This is a genomic window from Kitasatospora purpeofusca, from assembly GCF_000718025.1.
In the GTDB taxonomy this organism is placed as follows: Bacteria; Actinomycetota; Actinomycetes; order Streptomycetales; family Streptomycetaceae; genus Kitasatospora; species Kitasatospora purpeofusca.
Genome location: NZ_JODS01000034.1, coordinates 22,414 through 46,064, shown reverse-complemented (window position 1 = coordinate 46,064; position 23,651 = coordinate 22,414). Strand labels below are relative to the sequence as shown.

Sequence of the window (23,651 nt, the reverse complement as noted above, 5' to 3'; positions counted from 1 at the left end):
GGGGAAGTGGAAGGGGTTCAGGCCGCGTCGGCGGGGGTGGTACGACGGCGGCGGAGGACGAACAGACCGGCGGCCGCGGCCACTGCGACGACGAGCAGACCGCCGCCGACCAGGGCCGCCGTCGGGACGCCGCCCGAGTCACCGGCGTCCGCGGCGACCGGCGCCGCGGCGGGCGTGCTCGGGGGAGCGGTGGTGGCCGACGGGGTCGGCGCAACCGCCGGGGCGCTGCCGAGGTCCGGCAGCGGCGGGAGCGCGGCCGCCGGGTCGAGCGCGACGGCGAAGCTCAGCGGGTCCATCGCGGTGCCCGCCGGGTAGAGGCCGCCGAAGGCCTTGCCGCCCGCCTCGGTGAGCGTGAGCGGGAGTTCGACGGCCTTCAGCAGGCCGCCCTCGGCGGTCAGCCCGGCCGGGTCGAAGGTGCCCAGTTCGACGCCGGTGAGCTGCTGGGCGGCACCGTCCGGGGTGCGGCCGGAGACGTCGGCGCGCAGCACGCCCTTGCCCTCGGCCACGGTGACGGCGGTGTTGGCCAGGGTGAGGTCCAGGCCGTAACTGTCGCCGGTCTTCAGCCCGGTGAAGCGGACGCTGCCGGTGAAGGCGGCGGTGAGCGCGCCGGTGGCCGCGTCGTGGCTGCCCTTGGCGGGCGTCCAGCGGTAGAACGCGCCGCCGTCGGCCGCGCCGCCGGAGAGCTCCCAGCGGCCCTGCGCGATGGTGCCGGTGACGTAGTCGCGGAAGGTCCGGCGCACACCCCAGTCGAGCGCGCCGTTGGCGAACTCGGTGGCGGGGGCGGCCTGCGGGGTGGCGGCCGGGCCGGTCGGAACAGTCGGAGCGGTCGGAGCGGTCGCGCTCGGCGTGGGCACGGGCGTCGCCGGGGCCGTCGTGGTCGGTGCCGCGGCGGTCGGCGAGGCGGGAGCCGTCGGCGTCGGGGTGGCCTGCGCCGCCGGGAGGTTGACCGAGAGGCTGACCGGGTCGAGGGCCGTCCCGGCGGTGTAGAAGCCGCCGAAGGCCTTGGCCCCCGCGTCGGTCAGGGTCGCCGGGACGTTGCTGAGGGTCAGGGTCCCGGCCGCGCCGCGCAGGTCGACACCGGCCAGCGAGAGCTCGGCCAGCTTGGCCTGGCTCGCGTTGCTGACCTGCCCGGTCTCCCGGGACTTGCTGCTGACGTCCGCGTACAGCCCGGCCGCGCCGCCCGCGGCGGCCCGGAAGGTGAGCCGGCCGATGCTCAGGTCGAGCGCGTTCGCGCCGTTCTCCTGGTGCCCGGTGAACCGGACCCCGCCCGAGAACGCGGCCGTCAGCGCGCCGTTCGCCGGGTCGTACGAGCCGGTGGCCGAGTGGAACCGGAAGCCGCTGCCCGACACCGTGGCGGCTCCCCCGGTGAGCGCCCAAGTGCCCTGGGCGATGGGGCCGGTGACGTAGGTCAGGAAGGACTGCTTGATCCCCCAGTCCAGCCGCCCGCCGGACACCTTGCCCTCGGCCGCCACCGCCTGGCCGGGGAGGACCAGAACGGTCAGCAGGGCCGCCAGGGCGGTCACCAGGGCGGCGGCCATGCGGCGGAGCCGATGGGGCAGAGGCACGCGGATCACTCCTCGGCGGGACGGGAAGGCAGGCCGGAATCGGGGTCGGCGCAGCCCAGACCCCCTTGCGAACTTTAGGTAAGGCTAACCTAATATATGAGTCAAGAGCCCCGTCGACCGCCCCCGCACCCCCACTCCCGGCGGCGTCAACTCCCATTGAAGGGAACGACCTTGAGCAGCAGTACCCCCCGAACCAGGGCCGCCCGCGGGCCCGCGATCCTGCTGCTGCTCCTCGGCCTGCTGCTCGCCCTGACCGCCTGCGGCTCGGCCTCCGGCGGCGCCGGCGCGGCCGCCGGGGCAGGCACCTCACGCGCCCCGGACACGGTCGAACCGCTGCCCGAAGCGCCGGTCCCCGCGCTCCCGGCCACCGCGACCTCGGCCGACGGCCGGGCCGTCACCGTCGCCAGCGCCGAGCGGATCATCCCGCTCAACGGCAGCCTGGCCGAGATCGTCTTCAGCCTCGGCCTCGGCCCCGAGGTCGTCGCCCGGGACGTCTCCACGACCTTCCAGCAGGCCACCGCCCTGCCCGTGATCACCCAGGCGCACGACGTCTCCGCCGAGGGCGTGCTCTCGCTGCACCCGACCGTCGTCCTCGCCGACCGCTCCACCGGCCCGGCCGAGGCGATCGCCCAGATCCGCGCGGCGGGCGTCCCCCTGCTCGTGCTCGACGACGCCAAGCGGCTGGAGGACGTCGGCCCGCGCATCGACACCGTCGCCGCCGCGCTCGGGGTCCCGGACGCCGGCAAGCAGTTGAAGGAGCGCACCGAGCAGCGGATCACCGCCGCCAGGGCCGCCCTGCCCGCCGTCGACCGCCACCCCAAGGTCGCCTTCCTCTACCTGCGCGGCAGCGCCTCGGTCTACCTGCTCGGCGGCCCGGCCTCCGGCGCCGGCTCGCTGATCACGGCGGTCGGCGGCGAGGACGCCGGCACCGCCGCCGGCCTCACCGGCGACTTCACCCCGCTCACCAGCGAGGCCCTGGTCAAGGCCGCCCCCGACGCGATCCTGGTGATGAGCAAGGGACTCGACTCCGTCGGCGGCGTCGACGGCCTGCTCAAGCTGCCCGGCGTCGCCCAGACCCCGGCCGGCCTGGACCGCCGGATCGTCTCGATCGAGGACGGCCAACTGCTCAGCTACGGCCCGCGCACCCCCCAGGTGATCAACGAGATCGCCGAACAGCTCTACCCCAAGGCCGCCAAGTGACCGCCACCGCGACCGGCGGCAGCGCCGCCACGACCGTGCGACGGCCCGGCCGGACCACCCTGCTCACCGCCGGCCTCGCCGTCGCCCTGGTGGTCTGCGCCGTGCTCGCGGCCGGCATCGGCGCCTACCGGATCCCGCTCGGCGACATCCTCGCCTCCTTCGGCCACCGGCTCGGCCTCGGCGGCCACGAACTCGACCGCGTCCCCGAGTCGGTGCTCTGGAACGTCCGGCTGCCCCGGGTCGTGCTGGCCCTGCTGGTCGGCGGCTCGCTCGGCTGCGCGGGCGCCCTGATGCAGGGCGTGTTCGGCAACCCGCTCGCCGAACCGGCCGTCATCGGCGTCTCCTCCGGCGGCGCGGTCGGCGCCGTCGGCTGCATCGTGCTCGGCCTGGACGCGCTCGGCACCTGGACGGTCACCGCCTCCGCCTTCGTCACCGGCCTGCTGACGGTCTTCGCGGTGTACGCGATGTCCCGCTCCGGCGGCCGCTCCGAAGTGGTCACCCTGATCCTCACCGGCGTCGCGGTGAACGCCTTCTGCGGCGCCCTGATCGGCCTGTTCCTGTTCACCGCCGACACCGCCGCGATCAGCCAGGTCACCTTCTGGCAGCTCGGCTCGCTCTCCCAGGCCACCTGGGGCAAGGTCCTCGGCGTGCTCCCGTTCGCGCTCGTCGGCCTCGCCGTCGCACCCCGCTACGCCCGCTCGCTGGACCTGCTGGCGCTCGGCGAACGGCCCGCCCGGCACCTCGGCGTGGACGTCGAGCGGATGCGGCTGGTGCTGATCACCGTCGTCGCCCTGCTCACCGCCGCCGCGGTCGCGGTCAGCGGCATCATCGGCTTCGTCGGCCTGGTCGTCCCGCACCTGCTGCGGATGCTCGCCGGCCCCGGCCACCGCTTCCTGCTGCCCGCCTCCGCGCTCGCCGGCGCGCTCGTCCTGGTCGCCGCCGACCTCGCCGCCCGCACCCTGGCCGAACCGGCCGAACTCCCGCTCGGCGTACTCACCGCGCTGATCGGCAGCCCGTTCTTCTTCTGGCTGCTGCGCCGCACCCGGACCAAGCAGGGAGGCTGGGCATGAGGCTCGGACTGCGCAACCGCTCCGAGGCGCCCGAACGCCCCGCGCCGGGCAGCGAACTGCTCACCGCGAAGGACGTCCGGCTGAGCCTCGGCGGCCGCGAACTGCTGGCCGGCGCGGACGTCCGGGTCACGGCCGGCGAAGTGGTGGCCCTGCTCGGACCGAACGGCGCCGGCAAGTCCACCCTGCTCTCCGTCCTGGCCGGCGACCTCGTCCCGAGCGCGGGCGAAGTCCGCCTGGACGGCCGCCCGCTGGCCGACTACCGGCCCCTCGACCTGGCCCGGCGGCGCGCGCTGCTCCCGCAGGCGGCCGCGCTGTCCTTCCCGTTCCCGGCCGACGAGGTGGTCCGGATGGGCCGCGCCCCCTGGGCTGGCACCACCGCCGCCGAGGAGGACGAACGGGTGGTGGCCGAGGCGATGGCCGTCACCGAGTCCGCCGCGTTCACCGGACGACCGTTCACCGCCCTCTCCGGCGGCGAACGGGCCCGGGTCGCGCTGGCCCGGGTGCTCGCCCAGCGCGCTGCCCTGCTGCTGCTGGACGAACCCACCGCCGCGCTCGACCTGCGGCACCAGGAACTCGTGCTGCGGCTCGCCCGGACCCGGGCCGCCGCCGGGGACGGCGTGGTCGTCGTCCTGCACGACCTGTCGCTGGCGGCGGCCTACGCGGACCGCGTGGTGCTGCTGGCCGACGGCGCCACCGTCGCCGACGGGCCGGTGGCGGAGGTGCTGCGGGCGCCGCTGCTCAGCGAGGTGTACGGGCACCCGGTCGAGGTGCTGCCGCACCCGCGGACGGGTGTGCCGCTGGTGCTGCCCGAGCGCGGGTAGACGCGCGCCGCCCTCAGCCCTCGTCGTCCAGCCGGAAGCCGATCTTCAGGCCGACCTGGAAGTGCTGGATCCCCCCGTCCGCGAGATGGCCCCGGACCTGCGTCACCTCGAACCAGTCGAGGTTGCGCAGGGTCCGGGAGGCCCGTTCCACGCCGTTGCGGATCGCGGCGTCGATGCTCTCGGTCGAGGACCCGACGATCTCGGTCACCCGGTACACGTGCTCGCTCATGGCGGACTCCCTCAGCTGTGCGACGGCCCCCGATCCACCGTGCACCGGGCCCCGCCCGTCCGCACTCCGGCAACCGCCGGACGGAGCGGGGCCGCAGGGTCCCGGAGCGGCGCACCCGCCCCGGGACCCACTCGTCCACCCGCCCCGAGACCCTCCCCTGCGAGCGGGCGACAGCTCAGAACGCCGCGCGGACCTCGCCGACCGGGATGCCGCCGCCCAGCAGCGGCGCGGCGGCGATCCGGTCGATCGTGCCGTCCTCGGTGGTGACCCCGAGCCGGCGCAGGGCGGCGGCGAGGACCGGGCCGCGGGCCCGCTCCGCACCGTCCTCGATCTTGAAGGCGAGCGCCCGGCCGTCCGGCAGCGCGACCACCTGGACGGCCTCGGCGCCCATCTTGGCGAGCGCGCCCGGCACCGCCCGCATCAGCCGGGTGTCGGCGCGGCGGGTGCCGGCCACGTACTCGGGGTGCGCCCGCATCGCGTCGGCGACCCGGCGCTGCGGGGTGCCGGGCTCGGCCAGCACCAGGGAGCGGTAGCCGCGGGCCAGGCCGGTCAGGCTGACGGCCAGCAGCGGCGCGCCGCAGCCGTCCACCCCGGCGTGCGCGGAGGTCTCGCCGACGGCCTCCTCCAGCGCCTCCCGGGCCAGCCGCTGGATCGGGTGCGCCGGGTCGAGGTAGCTGTCGGTGGGCCAGTCGTTGGCCACGCAGGCGGCCAGCCAGCCGGCGTGCTTGCCGGAGCAGTCCATCAGCACGGGCTCGTGGTCACCGCCCCAGCGCAGGTGGAGTTCGGCCTCCATCTCGTCCAGCGGAAGGTCGGCCGGGGTGCGCAGCGCACTCTCGTCGAGGCCGGCGTCGGCGAGTATCCGCCGCACACCGGCGAGGTGGAACGATTCTGCGGAGTGGCTGGACGCCGCCAGCGCCAGCTGCTCGCCCTCCAGCGCCAGCCCGGCCCGCAGGGTGGCCACCGCCTGGAAGGGCTTGGCGCAGGAGCGGGGGAACACCGGGGCGTCCGGCGCGCCGAGGGCGAACTCGACCGAGCCGTCGGCGGCGAGCAGGACCAGCGAGCCGTGGTGCCGGCCCTCGACGAAGCCCGAACGGACGACCTCGGCGAGCACGGGCAGGGCAGGATTGGACATGGCGAAGAGCCTTCCGGAGGTGAGGGTGAGCCGGGGGCGAGCCGGGCCCGTCCCCACCCCGGGTGCCTCGTCCGATCAGAGCGGGCCGCCTGCGAGCAGGTCGTCGACCCGTGCTTCCCCATCACGGTACCTGCGGGTGATTTCGGCACTGCATCCGTCCGCCGTCCGCATCAGCCGCTTCCGTCGCCCGGACACCTCGCGCTCGTGCGCGCGCAGCCGTTCCAGCGCCGCCAGCAGCTCCGTCGCCGGGTGCGCGGACAGGTCGGCCAGCTGCACGTCCCCCATCAGGGTGTCCGCCTCCAGCTGGGACTGCTGCCCCCGCGGCGGCCCCAGGGTGACGTGCCGGGCCGAGCGGCGGACGGTCGGCGCCGCGTCCGTGAGGATGGCGGGCAGCCGCTCCAGCAGCGCGCCGGCCGGCTCCGCCGGGTCCGCCGGACGGGCCGCGCCGCCGTCGGGCCGGCGGTCCAGCTCGGCCAGCAGGATGTCCATCCGGCCGTGCAGCAGCCGCCGCAGGTAGGAGAGGTCCTCCTCCTGCTCCAGGGTCTCCCGGCGCAGGATCCGCAACTGGTCCAGGCCCAGCCCCCCGAGGTCCGGTTCGGAACCGGGGTCCTCCGGCGCCCGCTCGTACCGGTCCTGTGCCGTGCCGATCGCGTCCATCAACCAACCCACCTGCCGTCGTCCCGATCCCGCCCGCTCGCGGCACCCCGTCGCCTGCCGCCGGTCCGGCCCGTCACCGCCGCGCGCGCCGTCGGCGCGTGTTCCCGTCCGGAGGCACGCCCGGACGCCCGCGATGGTTCCCTCCCCCGGCCGTGGCCACCCACCAGGGCGACACGACCAGAACGCCTGACCTACCGGCTCGACCGCCCGGCCGAACCGGGCCCGGCGCGGCGGACCTTCGGCGCCCCGGACCACGGACGTGCCCGGCCTCCCCCGCATGACGCGGCGGACGGCCGGCTCCGCCCTTGTACGGTCCCCCAGCGTGCCACCCCGCCCGCCGCCGCCGCACCGCCCGTGCACCCGAACGGCCCCCTGGCGAAGAGGGGTGGCTGATACGACCGAAGCTTTTCGCAGCAGGAGCGGCGCCAAGGAGCGCGCAGGCGCACGCTACCCGGCGCACGCCAGGCCGACAGGCGCCCCTGGGGGGCCTGCTCGCGCCCCCACCGCCTCCGGCAGAATGACCGCATGCGAGCAGTGGTGCAGCGAGTGAGCGAGGCCCGGGTGACGGTGGCCGGCGAGACCGTCGGCGCGATCGAGGGGCCGGGGCTCTGCGCCCTGGTCGGCGTCACCCACGACGACACCCCCGCCAAGGCGGCCCAGCTCGCCCGCAAGCTCTGGACCCTACGGCTGCTGCCCGCCGACGGGGACGGCGTCGAGCGGTCCTGCTCGGACATCGCGGCGCCACTGCTGGTCATCAGCCAGTTCACGCTCTACGGCGACGCCCGCAAGGGCCGCCGCCCCACCTGGAACGCCGCCGCGCCCGGCCCGGTCGCCGAGCCGCTGGTGGACGAGGTGGTCGCCCAGCTGCGCGCGCTCGGCGCCGAGGTCGAGACCGGCCGCTTCGGCGCCGACATGAAGGTGGCGCTGGTGAACGACGGCCCGTTCACCGTCCTGGTCGAGGTCTGACCCCGCTTCGGGATCCGCCGCGCCGGACCTCCGCTACTGCGGGACGATCACGTCCTGCGTGCCCGGCACCGTGCCGGCCAGCAGCACCGCGTCCACCGGCACGTTCCGCTTCACGACGGCCAGCGCGACCGGCCCGAGCTCGTGGTGGCGCGCCGAGGAGGTCACGAAGCCGAGCGAGCGCCCCTGCGGGTCCGAGGCGAGCCGCACCTCCGTCCCGTGCGGGGGCAGCACCTCCTCGGTGCCGTCCAGGTGCAGGAAGACCAGCCGGCGCGGCGGCCGCCCCAGGTTGTGCACCCGGGCCACCGTCTCCTGTCCCCGGTAGCAGCCCTTCTGCAGGTGGACGGCGGTGGTCAGCCAGTCCACCTCGTGCGGGATGGTCCGGTGGTCGGTCTCGAAGCCGAGCCGCGGCCGGTGGCCCTCGATCCGCAGCGCCTCGTAGGCCCAGACGCCGGCCGCCGGGCCGTAGCCCGAGGTCAGCGCGGCGAGTTCGGCGCGCGGCAGGAAGAGGTCCCGCCCGTAGGTCAGCTCGCGGACGGCGGCCGCGCCCTCGGCGGAGACGGTCGAGCCGGCCGGCAGGTGGACCACCGCGAAGTCGGCGGTCGCGTCGGCCACCTCGACCCGGTAGAAGAACTTCATGCTCTCCAGGTAGCCGATCAGCGCCTGCTGGGTGCCCGGCTCGACGTGCGCCCAGGTGGTGGTGCCGTCGTCGACCAGGTAGAGGGCGTGCTCGACGTGCCCGTTCGGGGAGAGCACCAGCGCCTCGGTGGCCTGCCCCGACGGCAGTGCGCTGACGTGCTGGGTGAGCAGCAGGTGCAGCCAGCTCAGCCGGTCGTCGCCGGTGACGGTGAGCACCCCGCGGTGCGAGAGGTCGACGAAGCCGGACCCCTGGGCGAGGCTCCGTTGCTCGCGGAAGATGTCGCCGTAGTGGGCGGCGACGCCCTCGTCGGCGCCCTCGGCGGGGACGGCTCCGGGCAGCGCAAGCAGCGGGCTCTTCAGACCGGTCATACCGGCAAGCTTACGACCGCTCGGCGGCGCGCTTCGCGGAGCAGTCGGCGCAGCGGCCGAAGATGGCGAAATGCTTGAGGTCGGTGTCGAAACCGTGCTGCGCACGCAGGCTGTCGATCAGCGGCTGGGCGATCTCGGTGCCGGTCTCGGTGACCTTCTCGCAGTCCCGGCAGACCAGGTGCAGATGGTGGTGGCGGCCGGCCAGGTGGTAGGTCGGGGCGCCGTGGCCGAGGTGGGCGTGCGAGACCAGGCCGAGCTCCTCCAGCAGCTCCAGGGTCCGGTAGACGGTGGAGATGTTGACGCCGCTGGCGGTCTGCCGGACGTGGCCGAGGATCTCGTCCGGGGTGGCGTGGTCGAGCGCGTCGACCGCCTCCAGCACGAGCTGGCGCTGCGGGGTGAGCCGGTAGCCGCGCTCGCGCAGGTCGGCCTTCCAGTCTCCGGAGAGCTGCCAGTCGGTGGTGCCGGTGTCCGCCACGGTCCTGTTCCCTGCCAAACGTCGGGGGTCCTGAAGCAAGTGTAGGGACCGGCCGACGGGCCGGTCCCTACACCTGTGCGCCTCGGCGGACGCCGCGTGCTTCCTACTTGAAGAACGCGATGCCGTCGTCCGGCAGGTCGTTGATGTCCTTGATCAGCTGGGCCGGCGAGAGCACCTTCTTCAGCTGGGCGGACATGTACGGGCGCAGCGGGACGTTCGGGGCGGCCTTCTCGCCGACCCAGAGCAGTTCCTCGTTGACGAAGCCGTAGAGCCGCTTGCCGCCCGAGTACTCCGGGGAGCCCTCGATCCGGGCCACCGCGTCGGTGGAGACGTCGATCTGCGGCTTGCCGTCGGCCAGCTCGCCGTACCAGATCTCCACCGTGCCGTCGTCGCGGACGGAGGAGATCTCGATCCCGCGGGCACCGCTGGCGCCGTGCTGGTTGCTGGTCACGCGCCAGAAGGCGTGCTCGTTCTCCAGCGGACGGACCTTCTCGCCCTCGCTGTCCAGCACCCAGGTGCGGGAGCGGAACTCCAGGAAGGGCCGTCCGTCGTGACGGATGACGATCTCCTGGCCGAAGTTGCACTTCTCGGTGTCCTGGCCCTCCGAGCCCGGCAGGGGGGCGTAGACGCCCGCGCCCTCCCAGGTGCCGAGGAGGAAGGCCAGCGGGACGACGTCCTTGTGGAGGTCAGAGGGGATCTCGATCATGTTCCTGGTCGCTGTCGTCGGTGCGGGATCACTTCAACCGTACGGCAGTCGCTCAGCGCTGGCCCTGGTACAGCTTCATCACCGAGAAGACGGCGAACCAGGTGATCAGCACGGCCATGAGGGCCAGCAGACCGTCGAAGAAGATTTCCAGACCGGACACGGGGGGCTCCCAGGGCGGCGACAGTGTGTGGATTTTGCTGCCGCTCACTCTATCCGGACGGTGCCGACGGGTCTCGGTGAGCCCCACCACGACGGCGATCTACTGTGTCCGCATGTCGTCTCAGAAGAAGCTCGTCATCAAGGTCACCGCCGGAGCGGACGCGCCGGAGCGGTGCTCGCAGGCGTTCACGGTGGCGGCGGTCGCCGTCGCCAGCGGGGTCGAGGTCTCGCTCTGGCTGACCGGGGAGTCGTCCTGGTTCGCGCTGCCCGGGCGCGCGGCCGAGTTCGAGCTGCCGCACGCGGCCCCGCTGCCGGACCTGCTGGAGTCGGTCCTGGCGGCCGGCACGGTCACCCTCTGCACCCAGTGTGCGGTGCGGCGCGGGATCGAGCAGAAGGACACCGTCGAGGGCGTCCGGATCGCGGGCGCGCAGGTCTTCGTCAGCGAGATCATGGCCGACGGCGTGCAGGCGCTCGTCTACTGATCCCGGCGGTCGGGGCGGTCCGGGCGGTCCCGGTCGTGGCCGGGCTCGTCCCACTTCGGGTCCTCCCAGCGAGGGTCGTTCCACCAGTCGTCCTCGGGGTCCCGCTTGTTGGCGAAGACCGCGGCGGCGGGCGGGATCACCATCGCGACCACGCACATGGCGATCGCGGCCGGGACGGACCAGAACCGCACGACGCCCCAGGCCAGCACGAACAGCCCGAGGCAGACGCCCATCATGGCGAAGTAGTAGCGGTGTCGCCGACGTGCCTGCACACGTCCACGGTATGCCCGAGGGCCCCCGCACGGCAGGGGCCCTCGGTGACGCCGATCCGTCGTGGACGGTCAGACCGCGATCGCGACCTCGGTCAGGTTGCCCTGGGAGGCGACCACCTGGCGGTCCACGGTCTGGCCCGGGATGAGCGCCCGCAGGGTCCACTTGCCCGGGCGGGCGAAGAACCGGAACTGGCCGGTCGCCGAGGTGGGCACCTCAGCCGTGAACTCGCCGCCCTCGTCGAGCAGTCGGACGTAGCCGTTGACCGGCTCGCCGTCGCGGGTCACGGAACCCTGGATGATCGTCTCGTTCGCCACGTCAACTCCTGCCAGGTCAGGCCCACCGGCCTTCGCACCGCACATGTCTTGTCTTCCCTTCAGCCTTACGGGTGGAGCAGGCGGCTCAGTTGCCGAGCTCGATCGGCACGCCGACGAGGCTGCCGTACTCGGTCCAGGAACCGTCGTAGTTCTTCACGTTCTCCTGGCCGAGCAGCTCGTGCAGGACGAACCAGGTGAGCGCGGAGCGCTCGCCGATGCGGCAGTAGGCGATGGTGTCCTTCGCCAGGTCGATGCCCTCGGCCTCGTAGAGGGCCTTGAGCTCGTCGTCGCTCTTGAAGGTGCCGTCGTCGTTGGCGTTCTTCGCCCACGGGATGTTGCGCGCGGAGGGCACGTGGCCGGGGCGCTGCGACTGCTCCTGCGGGAGGTGGGCCGGGGCGAGCAGCTTGCCGGAGAACTCGTCGGGCGAGCGGACGTCGACCAGGTTGAGGGTGCCGATGGCGGCGATCACGTCGTCGCGGAAGGCGCGGATCGAGGAGTCGACGGCCTGCGCCGTGTACTCGGTCGCGGCGCGCTGCGGCACCTCGGCGACCAGGTCGCGGGAGTCGAGCTCCCACTTCTTGCGGCCGCCGTCGAGCAGGCGGACGTCACCGTGGCCGTACAGCTTGAAGTACCAGTAGGCGTAGGAGGCGAACCAGTTGTTGTTGCCGCCGTAGAGCACGACGGTGTCGTCGTTGGCGATGCCCTTGGCGCTGAGCAGCGCCTCGAAGCCGGCCTGGTCGATGAAGTCGCGGCGGACCGGGTCCTGGAGGTCGGACTTCCAGTCGATCCGGACGGCGTTGCGGATGTGGTTCTTGTCGTAGGCGGAGGTGTCCTCGTCGACCTCGACGATGACAACCTTCGGGTCGTCCAGGCGGGCCTGGACCCAGTCGGCGTCGACCAGGACGTCGCTGCGGCTCATGGTGTTGTTCTCCATCCGGGGGCGGTTTGCGGAAGGTGGTGCTGCTGGTGGCTGCTTCGGGTGCTGCGACGCAGCGGGGGTGCGGTCGCCCGTCGGAGGCCGGTCCGAATTCCTGTCCGAATAGTGGGACATACGGCGGCGTGCGGTACGAGCGGGCGAGAGGTGCGGAGCAGGGCGGCCGCGCCCGGCCCCAGGGGCTGGCACAGGTCACCGGAGAAATCGGCGGCGGGCGGCAACTGCCCTGCCAGGACGCCGAGTCAGCGCATTCGACACAGACAGGCGGCCACGCGGCACAGGTCTACCGCCCGCCGCTTCGTGAGGTCCGTCTGTCGCTTCATGCCGACGATGCTAGGGACACCCGAGGCCCGCTGTCATCAGCGTATCGAATACCGAGACCAGATCGCTCGAATGCTGGGATTTGACCCTTCCATGGGCATCGGGAACCGGCCACGGCCCGGCCGACACGGCCCCGGGGGCCGGTCCTGGGGTGGGAACAGCACCGCTCCGCGGCCGGCGCTGGACAGCGCGTCTCGCGGAGCGGAACGGTGGACGGCGGGGTCGGGCCGGCCGGCGGTCAGCCGATGAGCTTGACGTCCTTGCCCTCGAAGGCCAGCCGGAAGCCGTCCTCCTGCGGAGTCACCGAGGCGAGGTTCAGCCCGGCGGGCAGCGCGGCGAGGGTGAAGCTGATCGGGGCGATGGCCTGGTCGGACACCCCGGCGAGCAGCGAGGCCATCGCGCTGATCCGGAAGCCGTCCACCGTCACGGTGTTCCCCTTGTTGTGCACCGAGGCCTCACCGACCGGGAGCGGCCCGAGCGAGGCCTTGACCTTGCCGGGCCCGCCGTAGGAGAGGCTCAGCCTGGTGCCGCCGCCGAGCGAGAGCCGGCCCGCGTTCGGCACCAGCTCCGAGGCCGGCGGCAGCAGCCGCGACAGGTCCGCGTAGTCGATCAGACCGGAGCCGGAACCGGTGGCCACGGTGGCGCTGCTCATGTTGTCGCTCACCTCGACACCGGAAAGTCTGGCCGAGAAGGAGTGCAGCGCGACCTTGTCCTTGCCCTCGCCGACGGTCAGCCCGTCCGCGGAGATCCGCACATCGTCCAGCTTCTGCGAGACGACCTGGGTCAGGAACGGGAAGCCCTCGATCGACACGTGCGGCTTCTGGCTCATCCGGCCGCTCTTCAGGATCTGGTCGGCCGCCTCGTCCTCGGCGACCCCCACGGCTATCCGGTCGGCGCCCACCAGTACCCCCGAGAGCACCACCAGGCCGATCGTCGCCTTCAGCCAGCCGCGCATCGCTCTCCCCCGTCGTCGCCGGTCGCTGTTCGCTGTCGTTCGCTGTCGTTCGCTGTCGCCACGTGTCGTTCGCCGCGGTCGGTCCTCGCGGCGGCGGATCCGGGAACTCCGGTACGGCCGCTCCGCACGACCGTACGACGTCCCGCCCCGGAGCATGGTTCCGGGGCGGGACGTCGTGGGGAAGGCCGCCTCGGCGGCGGCGGTCAGCCGAGCAGGGTCGTGGCGATCCACACCAGCGGCGACGCGACCGCGAGCGGCAGCGCCACGCCCGCCGTCATGTGCACGAACCGGGACGGGAAGTCGTACCCCGCCACCCGGCGGCCGATCAGCGCGCCGAGACCGGCCGCCGCGCCCAGCGCCGGCGGGGCGCCGACCGCGAGGCCCAGCCCGACCGCCGCGAGCAGCCCCAGCAACGGGCCCAGCCACTTGGGCCCGGGCAGCGGCGCGGCCGCCAGCAGCGTCGCCAGCGCGACCGCCCCGACCGCCGCCGGCACCCAGTCCGACAGCAGCAGCGCCGTGCAGAGCACCGTCACCACGGTGGCCGAACCGAGCACGGTCAGCGCGTAGAACCGCTCCTTGGGATCGGCCGGGCGGAACGTCTGCAGCACCAGGACCAGCAGGAAGAACCCGCCGAGCGTGCCGACCACGGCCGCCGTGCCGCCGTCCTCGTCGGCCAGCAGCACCGCCACGTCGGCCACCACGCCGGACAGCGCGGCCAGCGCGATGCCCTGCCGGGCCGGCCACATGCCGTTCAGCCGGAACCAGCCGGCCGCCGTCAGACCCTGGAGCAGCACGAGCACCAGCGCCAGCCCGACCTGGCCGAGCGCCGCACCACCGGCCAGCAGGGCGGCGGCACCGGCGGTGATCAGCGCGGGCTGGAGGCCGGGGTCGTTGATCGGCGAACCGGTCCGGACGGCGGGCGCCGCCGGGGCCGGGGCGTGGACGGGAGCCGGAGCCGGGACCGGCACCGGCGCCGACGGCGGAGCGGTGAACGGCGCGGCCGGAGCCGCGGGGGCGCCGTGGCCGCCGGGCCCCGCGTGCGCGTTCTGCGCGGCGCGGGCCGCCCTGGCCGCGCGGGCGGCGGCCGGGTCGTTCAGCACCGGGGCCGGCGGCTCCGGACGCTTCAGGGTCATGGTCGGCTGGTCGAGGGCCTGCCCCTGGTCCGGCACGGGCACCGGGGCGTGGGCCTGCGGCGGAGCCTGGATCGGCGCCTGCGGCGGAGCCTGCACCGGGGCCTGGCCGTACGGGGTCCCGGCGGGAGCCTGGCCCTGCGGCCGGCCGTGCCGGGCCCTGGGCCGGTCGTGGCCGGGGAACGGCTCCGCCGGCCGGCCCTGGGCGCCCGGCGGCACCGCGCCGGACACCCGCACGGGCGGGAGCAGCGCCGTCGCCTCCGCGTCGTCCATCGGCGGCACCGGCGGGAGCAGCGCCGTCGCGGCGTCGTCCACGGCCGGACCGACGCCCGGCCCCGCCCCGTACGGCGACTGCCCGTAGGCGGCCTGCTGTCCGTACGGCTGCTGCTGCGGGTACCCCGGCTGCTGCGCCGACGGCCCGCCGTACGGCGGTACACCCGCGCCGGGGGCGTGCGGCTGCGCCGCGAGCCCCTGCTGCGCATAAGGATCCGGCGCGTACCCCTGCTGGGGGGCGTACGGATACGGCGGCTGCTGGGGGTGGTACCCCTGCGCCCCCGGCTGCTCCTGCGGCTGCTGCTGCGGAGGCTGCGCCGACTGCTGCTGCGGCTGCCCGTAGGGGTACTGCGGCTGCTGAGGGTGCTGCCGCGGCGGGCCCTCGGGGGCCCCGTTCGTCCCGGTCACGCCGCTCACCCGCCCGCGAACGGCGGGAGAACCTCGACGCTGCCGCCCTCGCTGAGCGCCACCGTCGAGTGGTCACGGCCGCCCACCGGCGAGCCGTCCACCAGGTAGGAGCAGTGGCCGAGCAGCAGGACCAGCTTCGGCCGGTCGGCATGCCGCGCCTTGGCCTCCGCCAGCGCCTCGGCCAGGGTCGCCGCCAGGTACGGCTCCTCGGCCAGCCCGGCCTCCGACTTCGCCGCCGCCCAGTAGCGGATGGTTCCGCTCACCCGAACGGCGGCCGCCGGGTCGTGCCCGGTGGTCGCGCCCATGGCAACCCCTTCTCGTCGTCCTCGCCCGTTCCCGGGTACCCCGGGCCGGGTCCACCACCGGAGGCGGCCGCGCGTCGCCCGAAAGGTGTACTCGCACGGTGCCGTCGATGTGCGTCCCATGATGGCGTGTTCGTCCGCACGAGCGGCAATCGCCCTGGCCCGGTACCCGGCGGCGCCGTCGCGAAGCTGTGGCGGGGCTCACCCGGCGCGCGCCCGAAAAGGGCCGAACCGCCGGGTCGGAGCCCTCCCGGCCCGGGGACCGGTCGGCTATCCTCGACCCCTGAGGGATCCGGGCAGAGTCGCCCCCGGGTCCTTTTGTGCTTTCAGGACGCCAGTACGGACGTTCTTGCGAATCGTCGGCCCACCCCCGGCGGTCCGCGGGAACCGCCCCCGCCACGCACGGCACAACGACGTGCCGGACCCGGCAGGGGCGTCGGACAACCCCGGCTCCGGGCCGCCGCCCGGGACGGGCCAGGACCGGAAGGTTCGCGGGATGAACAGGGCAGAAACGGTGCATCGCGGGTTGCGGGACCCCCGGCGCGCGCCCCGTTCGGCCGTCCGCGCCGACGGGCCCGACGGGTCCCACCGGGCGTCCCCCTCCTCCCCCTCACCAGCACGTGCGCCATCCGGCTGTGGCGGCAGCCGGAACGCGACCGCGACGACCCGGAAAGGGGACTACCGGGTATGAGTTCTCTGCTCCTCCTCACCAACGCGCTGCAGCCCTCCGCGGAGGTACTGCCCGCACTCGGCCTGCTGCTGCACAGCGTCCGGGTGGCGCCCGCCGAGGGTGCCGCCCTGGTCGACACCCCCAGCGCCGACGTCATCCTGGTGGACGGCAGGCGCGACCTGCCGCAGATCCGCAGCCTCTGCCAGCTGCTGCGCTCCACCGGCATCGGCTGCCCGCTGATCCTGGTGGTGACCGAGGGCGGCCTGGCCGCCGTCACCGCGGAGTGGGGCATCGACGACGTCCTGCTCGACACCTCCGGCCCGGCCGAGGTCGAGGCCCGGCTGCGACTCGCCCTCGGCCGGCTCCAGGTGACCACCGACGACAGCCCGATGGAGATCCGCAACGGCGACCTCTCGGTCGACGAGGCCACCTACTCGGCCAAGCTCAAGGGCCGGGTGCTCGACCTCACCTTCAAGGAGTTCGAGCTGCTCAAGTACCTCGCCCAGCACCCCGGCCGGGTCTTCACCCGGGCGCAGCTGCTGCAGGAGGTCTGGGGCTACGACTACTTCGGCGGCACCCGGACCGTCGACGTGCACGTGCGGCGGCTGCGGGCCAAGCTCGGCGTCGAGAACGAGTGCCTGATCGGCACCGTCCGCAACGTCGGCTACCGCTTCGTCGTCCCGGAGAAGCCCGACAAGGGCGAGCGCCCCGACCAGGCCGTCCGGCGCCCCGCGACGGTCCTGGAGGCCTGACCCGGCGGGCCGGGCGGGCCCACCCCGTACCGCCCGGCCCGGCCTGTCCGGATTCGCCCCACCCCGTCCGGGAGCCGCTCCGGGAACGGCCCCGACCGGGGGCGATCCCCACTGCCCGGCCGCACGCCACACGCGTAGACTCCCCCCGTGGCCAAAGTGACGCGCGACGATGTAGCCCGACTGGCTGGTACCTCGACCGCGGTCGTCAGCTACGTGATCAACAACGGGCCGCGGCCGGTCGCGCCCGCCACCCGGGAGAAGGTGCTCGCCGCGATCGAGCAGCTCGGCTACCGGCCGAACAGCGTCGCGCAGGCGATGGCCTCCCGCCGCACCAACCTCATCGGCATGGTCGTCCCGGACGCCCGCCAGCCGTTCTTCGCCGAGATGGCGCACGCCGTGGAACGGGCCGCCTCCGAACGCGGCAAGCTGGTGCTGATCGGCAACTCCGACTACGTCGACGACCGCGAGGTCCACTACGTCCGAGCCTTCCTCGGCATGCGGGTCTCCGGCCTGATCCTGGTCAGCCAGGGCCCCTCCCAGCGGGCCGCCGAGGAGTTCGCGGCCATGGAGGGGGCCAAGGTCGTGCTGCTGCACCGCCGCCCCGAGGCGATCGACGACGTCGCGGTGGTCACCGACGACGTGGGCGGCGCCGAGGCCGTCGTCCGCCACCTGCTGGAGGTGCACGGGCACCCGTACGTGGCCTGCTTCGGCGGCCCGGTCGAGTCCCCCGCCCCCGGCGACCCGGTCATCGACCACGTCGAGGGCTGGCAGCGCGCCATGGACGCGCACGGCCTGCCGACCGAACCGCACCTGATCGACGCGCCCTTCCACCGCTACGGCGCCTACGACGTCGCGCTCGGCGTGCTGCGCTCCGAGAACCGCCCCCCGGCGATCTTCTGCTCCACCGACGACCAGGCCATCGGTGTCCTGCGGGCCGCCCGCGAGGTGGGCCTGCGGGTGCCGGAGGACCTCGCCGTGGCCGGCTTCGACGACGTGCCGGAGGCCGCCCTCGCCGACCCGCCGCTGACCACCGTCGCCTCCGACCGCGACGCGATGGCCCGGGCCGCGGTGGACCTCGTCCTGGACGACTCGCTGATGGTGCCCGGATCGGACACCGAGCGGGTCCGCAAATTCCCGTCGCGCCTGGTCGTACGGCGTTCCTGCGGCTGCACCCCGGACAGCGCCGGCTCGTAGCGCGAGCCCCGGCCTGACCAGGCTTTATGAGAAGTCAACGGGCTTCTCGGACCCTTCTGAGCGCACTCTCACCGGATTCTCATCCACCGGGCGGAGCTTGGTCGCCATGAGCGATCACCAGCAGTGGCAGCACCGCACCGACGGCCCGTACGACGGACCGTCCGAGCCCCCGGCCGGGCCCCGCGAGGACCGGGTCGTCCCGGGCACCGTCCTCGGCGGCAGCACGTACGAGCGCACCGGACACGAGAACAGCGAGTACGGAAACACCGGGGCCGCTGCGGCCACCGGGTACGGCAGCACCGGGTACGGCGTCGCCGCCCACCCCGCCGCCGGCACCCCGCTCCCGCCGTTCCCGCCCGAGGCGGCCGACCCGGCACCGTCCGGCGGCCCCGGCCACCGGGCCCGGCGCGGCCTGCTGCGCGGGCGGCTCGCCCTGGTCACCGCCGTCGCCGCAGTCGCCGCCGTCCTCGGCGGGGTCACCGGCGGCGTCGTCGCCGCCCAGGGCCACAGCTCGGTGAGCCGCACCGGCACCGTCGCCAGCCCGGTCGCCGCCCGTTCCGACGGCAGCGCCGACGTCGCCGCCGTCGCGGCCGCCGTCTCGCCCAGCGTCGTCCAGATCACGGTGCAGACCGCGAACGGCACCGCCACCGGCACCGGCGTGGTCCTCACCGCCGGCGGCCAGATCCTCACCAACTACCACGTGGTCTCCGGCGCGGCCGACGGCGGCCGGATCACCGTCACCTTCCACGACGGCTCCACCGCCACCGCCGCCCTCACCGGCACCGACAAGAGCCTGGACGCCGCCGTGATCACCGCGAGCGGCGCCAAGCAGCTCACCCCCGCCGTGCTCGGCGACTCCTCCGCCGTCGCGGTCGGCGACCCGGTCGTCGCCATCGGCAACCCCGAGGGCCTCACCGGCACCGTCACCTCCGGCATCATCAGCGCCGAGCACCGCGAGGTCACCGTCCAGCTCGACGAGGGCACCACCAGCGGCAACGGCGGCTTCGGCCTCCCCAACCTGCCCGGACTGCGCGGCAGCGCCCCGCAGAGCAGCGGCAGCACCACCACCTACCAGGCCTTCCAGACCGACGCCGCGCTCAACCCGGGCAACTCCGGCGGCCCGCTGATCAACGCCTCGGGGCAGGTCATCGGCATCAACTCGGCCATGTACTCGCCGAGCGGATCGAGCGCCACCGCCGGCGGCGGCTCGGCCGGCAGCGTCGGCCTCGGCTTCGCCATCCCGATCGACGACATCAAGCAGGTGCTGCCCAAGCTGCAGTCCGGCCAGAACGTCTGAGCACGTCCGACAATTGACCCGAGCAGGGCCTCCCGCCACCAGAAAGGGCAACCGCCGATGACCCCGTCCGCCGACGACCGCACCCCCGCCGAGCCCGGGCAGCAGAACACCGCCCGGCTCCTCGTGGTCGACGACGAACCCGCCCTCCGGGACGCCCTGGAGAGCAGCCTCGTCTTCGAGGGCTACGAGGTCGCCACCGCCACCGACGGCTACGAGGCCCTCGAGTCCGTCGAACGCAACCGGCCGGACCTCGTCCTGCTCGACATCATGATGCCCCGGATGGACGGCCTCACCGCCGTCCGCCGGATGCGCTCGCGCGGCGACACCGTGCCGGTGCTGATGCTCACCGCCCGCGACGCCGTCGGCGACCGGGTCACCGGCCTCGACGTCGGCGCCGACGACTACCTCGCCAAGCCCTTCGAACTCGACGAGCTGCTCGCCCGGGTGCGCGCCCTGCTGCGGCGCAACGCACTCGCCACCGAGGCCGCCGCCCGGGCGGCCGCCGTCGAGGAGGAGACCGACGTCCTGGCCTTCGCGGACCTGCGGATGAACACCGCCACCCGCGAGGTCACCCGGTCCGGCCAGCCGGTCGAACTGACCCGCACCGAGTTCATGCTGCTGGAGATGTTCCTCGCCCACCCCCGCCAGGTGCTCACCCGGGAGCAGATCCTCAAGGCGGTCTGGGGCTTCGACTTCGAGCCCTCCTCCAACTCGCTGGACGTGTACGTGATGTACCTGCGCCGCAAGACCGAGCAGGGCGGCCTGCCCCGGGTCATCCAGACCGTCCGCGGGGTCGGCTACGCGCTCCGCCCGGCCGCCGGCACCGCGGCGTGAGCCCCACCGTCCCCCCGCCGCCGCTCGCCCCGCCGCGCATCCCGCGCCGCCGCGGCCGGCTCAGCACCTGGTACCGCGCGCGTTCCCTGCGCAGCCGACTCACCTTCCTCACCACGGCGGCGGTTGCGGTGGCGATCGCGGCCTCGGCGCTGGCCTGCTGGTTCATCGTCGAGGAGCGGATGTACGGCGTGGTCCGCAGTGACCTGGAGGACGTGCGCGGACCGCTGCCACGCCTCAACCTCAAGGACTGCGCCAGCACGCCGCAGGCAGCCCTGAAGAACGTCCAGGCCTCGCCCCAGCTCCCGCCCGCCAATCTCTCCGCGCCCCGCGACACCCAGTTCGTCGTTGTCGGTCAACCGTCCCTGGTCTGCCTTCCGCTGACGGCCGCCCGCGCGATGGTCCTGGACCCCGGTGACGTCCGGGCACTGCGTCTGGCCCCGGATCAGGTCCTGATCCGAAACGGGCACTACACCAACGGCGATCCCGCCATGATCAGAATCACCGGGGCCGCGCTCGACACCGGCCAGCCAGCGCTGGTCATGGTCGCCGCCCCGACCAAGTCCGTCGAGGAATCCCTGCGCCAGCTCGCCTTCCTCCTCGGCGGGGTCGCCCTCGGCGGGATCGTCCTCGCCGCCGTCGCCGGGCGACTGGTCGCCCGCTCCGCGCTCAAGCCGGTAGACCAGCTCACCGACGCCGTCGAGCACATCGCCCGCACCGAGGAGGTCGGCACCACCATCGCGGTCCAGGGTGACGACGAGATCGCCCGGCTCTCCACCTCGTTCAACTCCATGAGCACCGCGCTCGCCAACTCCCGCGAACGGCAGACCCGGCTGATCGCCGACGCGGGCCACGAGCTCCGCACCCCGCTCACCTCGCTGCGCACCAACGTCGATCTGCTGATCCGCAGCGACGACACCGGCCGGCCGCTCCCGCCCGCCACCCGCACCAAGCTGCTCGGCAACATGAAGGCCCAGATGCAGGAGCTCACCGTGCTGATCGGCGACCTGCTCCAGCTCTCCCGCCCGGACTCCCCCAAGCCGGTCCGCACCCTCTCCGTGGTGGCCGTGCACGAGATCGCCGAACGGGCGATCGAGCGCGCCAAGCTGCGCGGCCCGGGGCTGGTCTTCGAGACCTCCACCGCGCCCTGGTACGTCCACGCCGACGCCGCCGGCCTGGAGCGGGCGGTGATCAATCTGCTGGACAACGCGGTCAAGTACAGCCCACCCGGCGGCACCATCGCCGTCCGGCTCGACGAGGGTGTGCTGACCGTCCGCGACCACGGTCCCGGCATCCCGCAGGACGAACTGCCGTACGTCTTCGACCGGTTCTGGCGCTCCCCGTCCTCGCGCCAGCTCCCGGGCTCCGGCCTCGGCCTGTCGATCGTCGCGCAGAGCGTCCGGGAGGCCGGCGGCGAGGTGTCGCTCGGCCCGGCCCAGGACGGCGGGCCGGGCGCGCTGGCCACCGTCCGGCTCCCCGGCGGCCCCTCCCCCGACTGAGGTCGCGTGGCCCAGAAGCAGAGCAGGCCCCGGGCGCGGGCACGAAAAAAGGGCGGGGCGCCCCGACAGCGCCCCGCCCCGGCCGGCTCACGGCCGGCGACCCTCGACTCAGTCGAGGACGCTGCCCGGGCCGATGACCTTGATGCGGTCCTGCGCCGGCGCCTTCAGCGGCGCGGCGGCCGAGCTGTTGGCACCGAGGTACGCGGCGAAGACGTCCAGGTCGGAGGCGCCGACGAGCTTGTCGGTGCCGGCCGCGAAGGCCGGGAAGCCGTCGCCGCCGCCGGCCAGGAACTCATTGGCCGCGACCCGGTACTTGGCGGCCGCGTCGATCGGCGCGCCGTTCAGGCGGATCGAGTCGACGACGACCCGGTCGGCGCCCTTGTTGCGCATGTCCAGGGTGTAGCTGAGGCCCTTGGACGGCTGCAGGATCTTCGGCGAGGCGTCGTTGGAGCCGCTCACCTGCTGCTGCAGCAGCTGGATCAGCTGGGCCCCGGTCAGCGTCTTGACCTGCATCATGTTGGTGAACGGCTGGACGGTGAACGCCTCGCCGTAGGTCACCACACCGTCGCCCTCGGCGCCGCTCTGCTTGTAGACGAGGTCGGAGCGGATGCCGCCCGGGTTCATGAAGGCGACCTGCGCGCCGCCCTTGTCGGCGGCCGCGAGACCGGCCTGCTGGGCGTCGGCGATGACGTCGCCGAGCGGCTTCTCCGGGTCGTTGTTGCCACGGCCGTTGATGTCCGAGGCGATGTAGCCCAGCGGACGGTTGGCGATCGGGGCGGCGAGCTTGGAGTAGTGCGAGATCAGCTCCGTCATGTCCGGAGCCTTCTCGACGGTCCGGCGCACGATGTGGTTCTCGGCCTTGACCGACGGCCGGACGATCGCGCCGGTGGTCTTGTCGAGCTTCAGGTCGATCTCGGTGTACAGCCGGCCGAAGGAGGCCGCGCTGGTCACCGAACGCGGCACGCCCTGCGGGTCGGGGATGGTGCAGGCGTACGCGTTGTGGGTGTGGCCGGTGACGATGGCGCCGACCGCCGGGTCGATCCGCTTGGCGATGTCGACGATCGGGCCGGAGATGCCCTCGCCGGCCGCACCGCAGTCGTAGTTGTAGGTGCTGCTGGCCGGCAGGCCGCCCTCGTGGATCAGCGCGACGATCGAGTTGACGCCCTTGGCCTTCAGCTCGGCGGCGTACTTGTTGATCGTGCTGACCTCGTTGGCGAACTTGAGGCCCTTGACACCCTCGGCGGTGACGATGTTCGGCGTGCCCTCCAGGGTGACGCCGATGAAGCCGACCTTCACGCCCTGCGACTTGGTCACCCAGTACGGGGCCAGCAGCGGCTTGCCGGTCTTCTCGTTGGTGACGTTGGCCGAGAGGTAGTTGAAGTTGGCGCCCTTGAACGTGCGCCCCTCCTCGTAGCAGCCGTCGGTCGGGTGGCAGCCGCCGTCCTGGAGCCGGAGCAGCTCGGCGGAGCCCTCGTCGAACTCGTGGTTGCCGACCGAGGTGACGTCCAGGCCGAGCTTGTCCAGCGCCTCGATGGTGGGCTCGTCGTGGAACAGCGCGGAGGTCAGCGGCGAGGCGCCGACCAGGTCGCCGGCGGCGACGGTGATCGAGTCGTCGGCGGGGATCCGGGCCTGGCGCAGCGCGGTGGCCAGGTACTCGATGCCGCCGGCCGGGGTGCTGACCGGCTGGCCGGTGGCCGGGTCGATCTCCCGGATGGTGCCGGAGGACCCGGCCGGGGGCTCCAGGTTGCCGTGCAGGTCGTTGATCGCCAGCAACTGGAGGTTGACGGTCTTGGGCTTCTTGGCGGTCGCGGCCTGGGCCGCGGACGGCATGGCCACCGTGCCGACGAGGCCGGCGGCGGCGACGACGGCCAACGCAGACCGTCGGGTTCTGACGGAGAGCATGTAGGGGGTCCCCTGCACCTGTGAGAGCGCCCAGCTGTGGACAGGCCCGGGCGCGCGAGACGAGTGTCGTTGCGCGAGTGCAGCCTAGAGTCAACGCGCGTAGCTGTCAGGCCCCTGGACGTAACGACA

25 protein-coding genes are annotated in these 23,651 nt (G+C 73.8%); 10 read left to right on the top strand and 15 right to left on the bottom strand.

The window, feature by feature from the left end:
- Positions 1 to 17: 17 nt before the first annotated feature.
- Entirely contained in the window at positions 18 to 1,565 is a 1,548-nt protein-coding gene (locus tag IF01_RS0134500) for an HtaA domain-containing protein (protein ID WP_244215719.1), read from the bottom strand.
- 171 nt (positions 1,566 to 1,736) lie between these two features.
- Between IF01_RS0134500 and IF01_RS0134495 the strand changes: the two genes are divergently transcribed.
- From IF01_RS0134495 to IF01_RS0134485, 3 genes are read left to right on the top strand one after another with little or no spacing between them, the layout of a single operon-like run.
- Positions 1,737 to 2,765 carry a heme/hemin ABC transporter substrate-binding protein gene (locus IF01_RS0134495; RefSeq protein WP_043471265.1) on the top strand — a complete coding sequence of 343 codons (1,029 nt, stop codon included), beginning with the start codon at positions 1,737 to 1,739 and terminating at the stop codon, positions 2,763 to 2,765.
- Positions 2,762 to 3,835 (top strand): FecCD family ABC transporter permease, encoded by a 1,074-nt coding sequence (locus IF01_RS0134490; protein ID WP_030397553.1) that lies wholly within the window; start codon positions 2,762 to 2,764, stop codon positions 3,833 to 3,835. Before IF01_RS0134495 ends, IF01_RS0134490 begins: the two co-directional genes overlap by 4 nt.
- Positions 3,832 to 4,656: a heme ABC transporter ATP-binding protein gene (locus IF01_RS0134485; RefSeq protein WP_030397552.1), complete on the top strand. Its 825-nt coding sequence runs from the start codon at positions 3,832 to 3,834 to the stop codon at positions 4,654 to 4,656. Before IF01_RS0134490 ends, IF01_RS0134485 begins: the two co-directional genes overlap by 4 nt.
- Positions 4,657 to 4,669: 13 nt before the next feature.
- On the opposite strand, the gene IF01_RS0134480 is transcribed toward IF01_RS0134485, so the two are convergent.
- The 3 genes from IF01_RS0134480 to IF01_RS0134470 all read right to left on the bottom strand — a co-directional run bounded on the left by IF01_RS0134480 (position 4,670) and on the right by IF01_RS0134470 (position 6,674).
- Positions 4,670 to 4,885 carry a dodecin gene (locus IF01_RS0134480; protein ID WP_030397551.1) on the bottom strand — a complete coding sequence of 72 codons (216 nt, stop codon included), beginning with the start codon at positions 4,883 to 4,885 and terminating at the stop codon, positions 4,670 to 4,672.
- A gap of 175 nt (positions 4,886 to 5,060) precedes the next feature.
- Complete coding sequence (locus IF01_RS0134475; protein WP_030397550.1) at positions 5,061 to 6,017, bottom strand: asparaginase; 957 nt, start codon at positions 6,015 to 6,017, stop codon at positions 5,061 to 5,063.
- Positions 6,018 to 6,092: 75 nt separating this feature from the next.
- Positions 6,093 to 6,674 carry an RsiG family protein gene (locus IF01_RS0134470; protein ID WP_051741685.1) on the bottom strand — a complete coding sequence of 194 codons (582 nt, stop codon included), beginning with the start codon at positions 6,672 to 6,674 and terminating at the stop codon, positions 6,093 to 6,095.
- A gap of 525 nt (positions 6,675 to 7,199) precedes the next feature.
- Here IF01_RS0134470 and dtd point away from each other — a divergent pair.
- Complete coding sequence (gene dtd, locus IF01_RS0134465) at positions 7,200 to 7,640, top strand: D-aminoacyl-tRNA deacylase (protein ID WP_030397548.1); 441 nt, start codon at positions 7,200 to 7,202, stop codon at positions 7,638 to 7,640.
- 33 nt (positions 7,641 to 7,673) lie between these two features.
- Here dtd and ygfZ read toward each other — a convergent pair whose 3' ends face one another.
- From ygfZ to IF01_RS0134450, 3 genes are all read right to left on the bottom strand, one after another.
- The gene (ygfZ, locus tag IF01_RS0134460) at positions 7,674 to 8,636 is read right to left on the bottom strand and encodes a CAF17-like 4Fe-4S cluster assembly/insertion protein YgfZ (protein ID WP_030397547.1); all 963 of its coding nucleotides are present in this window, start codon (positions 8,634 to 8,636) and stop codon (positions 7,674 to 7,676) included.
- 19 nt (positions 8,637 to 8,655) lie between these two features.
- Positions 8,656 to 9,120 carry a Fur family transcriptional regulator gene (locus tag IF01_RS0134455; protein WP_030397546.1) on the bottom strand — a complete coding sequence of 155 codons (465 nt, stop codon included), beginning with the start codon at positions 9,118 to 9,120 and terminating at the stop codon, positions 8,656 to 8,658.
- Between the two features lie 103 nt (positions 9,121 to 9,223).
- Positions 9,224 to 9,826 carry a heme-binding beta-barrel domain-containing protein gene (locus IF01_RS0134450; RefSeq protein ID WP_030397545.1) on the bottom strand — a complete coding sequence of 201 codons (603 nt, stop codon included), beginning with the start codon at positions 9,824 to 9,826 and terminating at the stop codon, positions 9,224 to 9,226.
- Between the two features lie 272 nt (positions 9,827 to 10,098).
- Here IF01_RS0134450 and IF01_RS0134440 point away from each other — a divergent pair, with 272 nt between their 5' ends.
- Complete coding sequence (locus IF01_RS0134440) at positions 10,099 to 10,467, top strand: DsrE family protein (protein ID WP_030397544.1); 369 nt, start codon at positions 10,099 to 10,101, stop codon at positions 10,465 to 10,467.
- On the opposite strand, the gene IF01_RS0134435 is transcribed toward IF01_RS0134440, so the two are convergent.
- The 7 genes from IF01_RS0134435 to IF01_RS0134410 form a co-directional block, all read right to left on the bottom strand.
- Positions 10,461 to 10,739 carry a DUF3099 domain-containing protein gene (locus IF01_RS0134435; protein WP_030397543.1) on the bottom strand — a complete coding sequence of 93 codons (279 nt, stop codon included), beginning with the start codon at positions 10,737 to 10,739 and terminating at the stop codon, positions 10,461 to 10,463. The genes IF01_RS0134440 and IF01_RS0134435 overlap by 7 nt on opposite strands.
- A gap of 69 nt (positions 10,740 to 10,808) precedes the next feature.
- Positions 10,809 to 11,099 (bottom strand): DUF1416 domain-containing protein, encoded by a 291-nt coding sequence (locus tag IF01_RS0134430; protein WP_030397542.1) that lies wholly within the window; start codon positions 11,097 to 11,099, stop codon positions 10,809 to 10,811.
- A 40-nt stretch (positions 11,100 to 11,139) separates the two neighbouring features.
- Complete coding sequence (locus IF01_RS0134425) at positions 11,140 to 11,973, bottom strand: sulfurtransferase (protein ID WP_030397541.1); 834 nt, start codon at positions 11,971 to 11,973, stop codon at positions 11,140 to 11,142.
- 257 nt (positions 11,974 to 12,230) lie between these two features.
- On the bottom strand, positions 12,231 to 12,311 hold the full coding sequence (locus IF01_RS51630; RefSeq protein WP_350517234.1) for an Ms5788A family Cys-rich leader peptide: 81 nt from the start codon (positions 12,309 to 12,311) through the stop codon (positions 12,231 to 12,233).
- Between the two features lie 236 nt (positions 12,312 to 12,547).
- The gene (locus IF01_RS0134420; RefSeq protein ID WP_030397540.1) at positions 12,548 to 13,264 is read right to left on the bottom strand and encodes an LmeA family phospholipid-binding protein; all 717 of its coding nucleotides are present in this window, start codon (positions 13,262 to 13,264) and stop codon (positions 12,548 to 12,550) included.
- Positions 13,265 to 13,467: 203 nt separating this feature from the next.
- Entirely contained in the window at positions 13,468 to 15,075 is a 1,608-nt protein-coding gene (locus IF01_RS0134415) for a hypothetical protein (RefSeq protein ID WP_063764376.1), read from the bottom strand.
- Between the two features lie 5 nt (positions 15,076 to 15,080).
- A complete protein-coding gene (locus IF01_RS0134410; RefSeq protein ID WP_051743093.1) occupies positions 15,081 to 15,380 on the bottom strand; it encodes a MoaD/ThiS family protein in 300 nt (99 codons plus the stop codon).
- A 684-nt stretch (positions 15,381 to 16,064) separates the two neighbouring features.
- Between IF01_RS0134410 and IF01_RS0134405 the strand changes: the two genes are divergently transcribed.
- The 5 genes from IF01_RS0134405 (at position 16,065) to IF01_RS0134385 (ending at position 21,620) form a co-directional block, all read left to right on the top strand.
- Entirely contained in the window at positions 16,065 to 16,799 is a 735-nt protein-coding gene (locus tag IF01_RS0134405; protein ID WP_037782252.1) for a winged helix-turn-helix domain-containing protein, read from the top strand.
- Between the two features lie 147 nt (positions 16,800 to 16,946).
- Positions 16,947 to 17,993: a LacI family DNA-binding transcriptional regulator gene (locus IF01_RS0134400; protein ID WP_030397536.1), complete on the top strand. Its 1,047-nt coding sequence runs from the start codon at positions 16,947 to 16,949 to the stop codon at positions 17,991 to 17,993.
- 106 nt (positions 17,994 to 18,099) lie between these two features.
- Positions 18,100 to 19,290: a S1C family serine protease gene (locus IF01_RS51225; RefSeq protein WP_078880550.1), complete on the top strand. Its 1,191-nt coding sequence runs from the start codon at positions 18,100 to 18,102 to the stop codon at positions 19,288 to 19,290.
- Positions 19,291 to 19,347: 57 nt separating this feature from the next.
- Entirely contained in the window at positions 19,348 to 20,124 is a 777-nt protein-coding gene (locus IF01_RS0134390) for a response regulator transcription factor (protein WP_030397534.1), read from the top strand.
- Positions 20,121 to 21,620, top strand: a complete 1,500-nt coding sequence (locus IF01_RS0134385; protein WP_375341017.1) for a sensor histidine kinase — start codon at positions 20,121 to 20,123, stop codon at positions 21,618 to 21,620. Before IF01_RS0134390 ends, IF01_RS0134385 begins: the two co-directional genes overlap by 4 nt.
- 108 nt (positions 21,621 to 21,728) lie before the next feature.
- Here the strand turns inward: IF01_RS0134385 and IF01_RS0134380 are convergent, their stop codons facing one another.
- Positions 21,729 to 23,522, bottom strand: coding sequence for a bifunctional metallophosphatase/5'-nucleotidase (locus tag IF01_RS0134380; RefSeq protein WP_051756784.1), 1,794 nt, complete (start codon positions 23,520 to 23,522; stop codon positions 21,729 to 21,731).
- Positions 23,523 to 23,651: the final 129 nt, after the last annotated feature.